Source organism: Endozoicomonas sp. (genome assembly GCF_051008435.1).
Classification (GTDB): Bacteria; Pseudomonadota; Gammaproteobacteria; order Pseudomonadales; family Endozoicomonadaceae; genus Endozoicomonas_A.
Genome location: NZ_JBPCXO010000362.1, coordinates 1 through 6,224, shown reverse-complemented (window position 1 = coordinate 6,224; position 6,224 = coordinate 1). Strand labels below are relative to the sequence as shown.

Here is a 6,224-nt window from a genome sequence, read left to right as displayed (position 1 = left end):
GCGGAACAATTATGAACACAAGCTGATGCTGTAGATTAGACTGCAAAGTGTATGAAAACTGTACTCTCTTACCAAAAGTACAGCCTGCTCGCTCATTACCTCAAAGTTAAGCGGGACTTAAGGTCAGTACCGTGGCGCAGTGTTCGGTTCATGCCAAGATTATGCATTTGATATTCAAACTGACCGTTACTGCTTTGCACGGCATCCAGTTTCCATTCTGCATAGGAGCCAGCATACCTGCCAGCTGAAACCTGAAGCGGCTGGTGGGTTGCAAGATAGCGTCCGTCCCGATCATAAATCAGGTAGTGAGAGAAAGAAGTCGGTTTAAGGTAGAACTTTTCTGCTTCTCCCACGGAGTGGGCATTAAGTTCATAACTCAGGCCGTTATCCACAGCGCCACCGTTATGATAACGACGGGCATGCTTTGAGGTGGCAGGAGACTGTATGGAATAGCAACCCTGGGCCAGAGAATAAACGGCCTCTTTGGCAGCAGCTGAGTTATCAGGTGGAGGGAGAACGGTCATTGCTATAGCTTTGCTCGAGGCGAGCAATATCATAGCCACCGTTAAAGGTAGACGACGATTTTTCATTGTCAGGTGTCCATTTCATTATTTCATTATTTCATTATTTCATTATTTCATTATTTTATTATTGTTATGCACTCATAGAATCTACAGCTCTTTTAGCGGCTGCTTATGACGACCTTTTCCCTGAGTACTTTCTGATACTAGGATGTTGGTCGTTTTATGTACACAGAGAATTCTGGAATTGGCGGGTAGATCAAAATTCCACTCGAGCCGTTGGCTCTGCTAATATGCAGAACAATCCTAATTCCTTACCTGTATACGAATTCCCGCAATGAGTGATGATGTTGTTTTTGGCCTGCACGCTGTGCAGAGCCTGTTTGAACATTCTCCGGAAAAAGTTCTGGAACTAATGATTCAAAAAGGTCGCACTGATAAACGTATCAATGCGCTGGTGGATGAAGCCCGCAGTCAGGGTGTAACAGTGCGTTTTGTTGAGCGCGCCCGACTGGACTCAAAAGTTGAAGGTGTTCATCAGGGTATTGTTGCCCGTGTAGCTCAGGCAAAAGTGTATAGAGAAGGTGATCTGGAAGATCTTCTCAATGGCCTGAATGAACCTCCCTTTCTTCTGATTCTGGACGGTGTGACCGATCCTCATAATCTAGGTGCCTGTTTGAGAACAGCGGATGCCGCAGGTGTGCATGCCCTGGTCACGCCCAAGGACAAATCAGCCACCCTGAATGCCACGGCTCGAAAGGTAGCCTGTGGCGCCGCTGAAAATGTTCCACTGGTTCAGGTGACGAACCTTTCCCGAACCATGGAGTGGCTGAAAGAGCGTGGCATCTGGATGATAGGCACGGCGGGAGAAAGCTCTTCTGATATCTATCAATCTGACCTTAAAGGTCCTATGGCACTGGTTATGGGCGCAGAAGGAAAGGGTATGAGAAGACTGACCCGTGATAAGTGTGATTCTCTGATTTTTATTCCCATGGCAGGCTCAGTCAGCAGCTTGAACGTATCCGTTGCGACGGGTGTATGCTTGTTTGAGGCGGTAAGACAGAGACAGAATTAACACTGAATTGTAATCACCCGCAGAGTTTCAAGAAGGTTTTTCTCTAAGCAAAGCGTCCAGGTGTTCAATGACAACAACCCAGTCTGCGTCCTCGTGAAAAGCCTGTTTGATAAAAGCCTGCTGACTGTCTGAAAAGAAATCAGCTTGTTGAATTTTTGTCTTGTGCGGAATGCGCTGATGTTCTGCGATAAACAGATCGATTTCTTTATCGCTGCTGGGTAATCCAAGCTGATCAAACAGATCATTCATGGTGTGATGAGCAGACTCCATGATACCTCCTGACAGAAGCTGTTCTCATAGTATCAGGATAGCAGGCTGCAGTTTTCAAAGCAGATAAAAGCAGGTTCCAGAGGTAGAAAAGTGAGTAAGACAAAGAATGTCGTTTTATTGGACCGAGCCACTCTGGGTGCAGAGGTATCTCTGGAAGCTTTTCATCATCTTCCAATACCTCTGGAAATGTATGAGCAGAGCCGCTCGGAAGAGGTTGTTGACCGTTGTCGTAATGCAGTAGCGATTTTCACCAATAAAGTGGTCATTGATGAGGCGATGTTATCTTCCTTGCCTGATCTGAGATATATCGGTGTTCTGGCCACGGGAACGAATAACATTGACCTTGCCGCCTGTGATCTGCGAGGGATCAGAGTCCAGAATGTAGAGCGATACAGCACGGCGTCTGTAGCCCAGCATGCCATGGCTATGATCCTTTCTCTGGCGGGCTCTGTTCCTGCCTACTCCCGTGATGCTGTTAATGGTACCTGGGCTGACAGCGATATGTTCTGTCTGTTGAATCATCCGATCATGGAATTGGAAGGCAAAACACTTCTGATTGTGGGTTACGGTGATTTAGGCAAGGCTACAGCCAGGCTTGCAGAAGCGTTCGGGATGAATGTGCTGAAGGCAAAAGTGCCAGGCTCAGGGACAGGTGCTGAAGACCGGGTTGAGTTGGACGAAGGGTTAAAAAAGTCGGATGTCGTCAGTTTACATTGTCCCTTGGGTGAAAATACTACCAACCTGATCGATCAGAGAAGACTTTCATTGATGAAACCCTCCGCTATTCTGATCAATACCTCCAGGGGAGGACTGGTTGATGAAAGTGCACTGATTTCAGCACTGGAGTCAGGGCAGCTGGGCGGAGCCGGGTTCGATGTCTTGACAGAAGAACCCCCGAGAAATGGGAATGTATTGCTCAAGAAATCACAGCTTAATCTGATTGTTACTCCTCATTGTGCGTGGGGGAGTCAGGAGTCGCGACAGAGGCTGGTAAATCTTGCGGCACAACACTATGAACGTTTTCTTGAGGTGTGACTGGGTTCAACTTCCATGAGCTCAGGGCTTCCTACCCTTGAAGGCATGTGTTCGTCCGGTTGTTTCTCATCGGCAAGAGGCTCTGCCTTTGTTTGTTTGAGTTCTTGAACTTTAGCGATGGTGTCTGTCAGCACAATGTGTTTTGGACGTTTCTTTTTACCTGAAGAGGGAATCAGTGCGTCCAATTCAGTGATCCATTGGTTAATGGCTGCACGGCGATCTCGCTCTATTTTGTTATGATAATCTTTCCTGTTTTGTCCCATGACATCTTGAGATTCAACAGAATTTGTTAGTTGTTTACTGCCACCTGTTTTTGAGGGAGGAGCCTTTTTTTTACTCATAAAACAGAGTGATTTTTCTTGTATAAATAATACGGCAGAGCGCAGGATTTCTGCTTTTGAGCCTCCTGACCGGTAGTCTAGAGGCAGTTCCGTCAGAAGTCTTTTATAAGACTGCCCCATCGCGGCTCTTGCAGACCTTTCACGTATATTATGTCGGGTTCTTGTTGAGTCAGCTGTATTCCCCAACTCTTCATTGATCTCCTCATCAGAGCCTGAATCTTCATGGTCGGAAGTCATACCCTTTAGCGCAGTTAGAACCGATGGACCGTCATCCTGATCGACATCTTCTTTTCTTGGGAGAGGTGGTGACTTTTTCTTGGCCGCAGGCGGGCATTGATCCGGTGAAAGTGAATAGTTGTGTTCCTCTTTTATCCTAAAACTATCACTGCTTAGATCGGAACCTTCAGGGCTGTCCGTCTGCTCAAATGAATTACAGTCAAAACTTCTCTTTCTGGGAGGAGGGGAGTCCAGCAGGGAAGGCGAATCAGTTTCTGGTGAAGCACTACCAGTATCAGTAAGAAAGTGGTCACGCCACTGCATCAGCATCTTGTAACGCTTCCCCGTGCTGACCAGGCAGCTATCAAGTTCTGGTGTTCCAATACCCGTATCATTGGGGGTTTTCTTGTGACTGTGATACGCACGGTATTCCTTAAGAGTCATCGCTGGTGAGACTTGAATACCATCTCTTACTTTTTTTCTGTGAACCACTGCAGCCATCAGATTTTGGCCCGCATGAGGACTTATGGCATCAGCAGGCACGACTATGTCCAGGTCTTTTTCCGGGCCTTGATAGAGTTTGAGAAGAACGGCTGGGTACTCCTCCAGATCAATCATCAGATGGCTCGTTTTCGATTTCTTGACCTCGGGTGTAACAGGGCTGGGAGTGTCAGGTACTTTGGCCTGTTTGAGGAGCCATTCATCCAGTCCGTTGCCCGGCTTGGCCAGGGCTTTCAGGGTTTTTTCGGTGAAAACGCCACAGGAAGAAAAATCTTTTTGGCTTTCAAAGGCAGGGGAGAGCATCACCCGGTTTATGGTTGGGAAGGCTGATTCGAGAGCCTTTGTGACTTCTTCATAGATGCCCTCCGAGTGCTTGTTCCCAGAATCCAGAGTTTCATGGAGGTAGCAGACCAGATGATTCCCTTTTCTGATGATCCGGGCTGCAATCATATGGGCGGCAAAAGAGTGTTGGACAATAAAGCTGACCTCTGTGTCTTCCTCCAAGACTTCAAGCCAGGGAATCATCTGCTCCGAATTTCTGAAAACTTCGGGTTTTGTTCCATGTTTACGTTGAAATAAATCTTGAACGACTTTTGTCGTTGGGTAGAGTTCGCCTTCTGTCCCTGTGCAAGGCAGAGGCTGACCCGAAGTGTCAAAAACTCTGGGAATATCAAAAACAAGAGGATTGCTCTGAATATACTGATCTTTTACTGCACCAAATTCGGCTCCCTTTCTCCAGACGGGCTTGCCATTCTGACCGGTTGTTCTTTCAAGAATAAGGCCTTTCCAGGGTTTCAGACTGAGATGGGTCTTTTCTTCATGGTTTTTTAGGGGCAGTGTTCTGGATTTTTCTGAGTTGAAGACAGAAATGAGTGTCCCTTCATCAAAGCGGTCTGCTTTCGGCAGCTTTAAATCAGTGGAGTGGCTGTGCTTCCAGTTATAACCCAGGGATTTTGGATCATCGGGTGTCGCGGGCATGTCTTTGCATGATCCGGCTTTTTGTCTGTAAGCCAGTGCCATGCAGTGTGCGAGATCCTCGGGATTCCGTTCGTCGAGAGGTTTTCTGACGTTACTAATCCGGTAGATATCCCAGTCATCGGTGTCTCTTTTCAAGCGTTCGCACAGGGGTTTTCCCAGAAAATGTTCTCGATCGGCTTCCAGAAGCCTAAAGACTTTGACGGGCAGGGTATCGAGGAAATGGAATCCGAAACTTTTTCTGACGCACGGGTAAACCTCACGTTCATCAAACGCTTCTGATGATACAGGCCCCGAGGGCTTGGTAATTGCCTGCAGATCCATTGCGGGTGACTCTCCCTTTTGATCCAGTCCAATCAACTAATAGACCTGCTCCAATAACTGAAGTTCCCAAGCTTGAGTGGTTTGTTTTCTTTCTGGTTATATTTATTGAGGTGAACGTTCGTTCCGTTATAATTTAGTCACTAACCTGATGGGCCGAGGAAGAATAAGAATGATCAGTGAAGAACTTTACAAGCAGGCTTTGGGATCCTTCCCAGCGGGAGTCACCATCGTCTCTGCCTACGATGACAATGGCCTGGTGACCGGTCTGACTGCCAGTGCTTTTACCGCCGTATCCATGTCACCACCTCTGGTGCTTGTCTGTCCGAATTACAGTTCTGATACCTACCCTGTTCTGACTCAGGGAAAACGCTTTGCCATTAACATTCTGGCCTCAGATCAGGCAGGTCCGGCCTTTGCTTTTGCCAAAAAAGGTGAAGCCAAGGCCAAGGCTATCCAGGAAGTGGCCGTTTCGAAAGGAAAGACGGGGGTTCCCATCATTCAAGGTGCTGTCGCGACGATTGAATGCAGTCTCTGGAATGAATACGACGGTGGTGATCACGCCATTCTGGTAGGAAAGGTTGAATACATCCATCTGGATCAAAACAGCGTTCCTTTAGTGTATTGCCGAGGGCAAATGAATGCCTGGGAAGCGCCTGTCACTGCTTAAAACCAAGTCATTTCATGAGGTTCCGGGGAGAGATCAAAATGCCAGATACCGAATTTTTTAAACAACAGGCCTATATTGCTGGTCATTGGCTGGACAGTGAAGAAGGTGAGCTGGCCAGTGTGACCAATCCGGCAACAGGTGAAGTCATAGGGACGGTTCCTTTTCTGGGGGAGCTAGGAGCCTGTCGGACTTAAGACTATTTCGGCCTAAATTCCAGAAAGAACGGCCCAATTATTCGATGAATTCGATTAAATAGGTCAACTATTCTCACGAATCCATCGAATAATTCGACTCGTTCT

At 47.3% G+C, this 6,224-nt stretch carries 7 protein-coding genes; 4 read left to right on the top strand and 3 right to left on the bottom strand.

Features of this window, described 5'->3' with window-relative positions; all coding sequences use genetic code 11:
- Positions 1–95: 95 nt before the first annotated feature.
- The gene (locus ACR2PX_RS18210) at positions 96–590 is read right to left on the bottom strand and encodes a hypothetical protein (RefSeq protein ID WP_434000785.1); all 495 of its coding nucleotides are present in this window, start codon (positions 588–590) and stop codon (positions 96–98) included.
- A 268-nt stretch (positions 591–858) separates the two neighbouring features.
- Between ACR2PX_RS18210 and rlmB the strand changes: the two genes are divergently transcribed.
- Complete coding sequence (rlmB, locus tag ACR2PX_RS18205; protein ID WP_434000784.1) at positions 859–1,596, top strand: 23S rRNA (guanosine(2251)-2'-O)-methyltransferase RlmB; 738 nt, start codon at positions 859–861, stop codon at positions 1,594–1,596.
- A 27-nt stretch (positions 1,597–1,623) separates the two neighbouring features.
- On the opposite strand, the gene ACR2PX_RS18200 is transcribed toward rlmB, so the two are convergent.
- Positions 1,624–1,866: a DUF2789 family protein gene (locus ACR2PX_RS18200; RefSeq protein ID WP_434000783.1), complete on the bottom strand. Its 243-nt coding sequence runs from the start codon at positions 1,864–1,866 to the stop codon at positions 1,624–1,626.
- A 90-nt stretch (positions 1,867–1,956) separates the two neighbouring features.
- Here ACR2PX_RS18200 and ACR2PX_RS18195 point away from each other — a divergent pair, with 90 nt between their 5' ends.
- The gene (locus ACR2PX_RS18195; protein ID WP_434000782.1) at positions 1,957–2,901 is read left to right on the top strand and encodes a D-2-hydroxyacid dehydrogenase; all 945 of its coding nucleotides are present in this window, start codon (positions 1,957–1,959) and stop codon (positions 2,899–2,901) included.
- Here ACR2PX_RS18195 and ACR2PX_RS18190 read toward each other — a convergent pair.
- Entirely contained in the window at positions 2,877–5,258 is a 2,382-nt protein-coding gene (locus tag ACR2PX_RS18190) for a helix-loop-helix domain-containing protein (protein WP_434000781.1), read from the bottom strand. The two genes, ACR2PX_RS18195 and ACR2PX_RS18190, sit on opposite strands and share 25 nt — an antisense overlap.
- A gap of 169 nt (positions 5,259–5,427) precedes the next feature.
- On the opposite strand from ACR2PX_RS18190, the gene ACR2PX_RS18185 reads away from it, so the two are divergent.
- Both ACR2PX_RS18185 and ACR2PX_RS18180 read left to right on the top strand, forming a co-directional pair.
- A complete protein-coding gene (locus ACR2PX_RS18185; protein ID WP_434000780.1) occupies positions 5,428–5,925 on the top strand; it encodes a flavin reductase family protein in 498 nt (165 codons plus the stop codon).
- Positions 5,926–5,963: 38 nt separating this feature from the next.
- Positions 5,964–6,119 carry a hypothetical protein gene (locus ACR2PX_RS18180; RefSeq protein ID WP_434000779.1) on the top strand — a complete coding sequence of 52 codons (156 nt, stop codon included), beginning with the start codon at positions 5,964–5,966 and terminating at the stop codon, positions 6,117–6,119.
- Positions 6,120–6,224 lie beyond the last annotated feature (105 nt).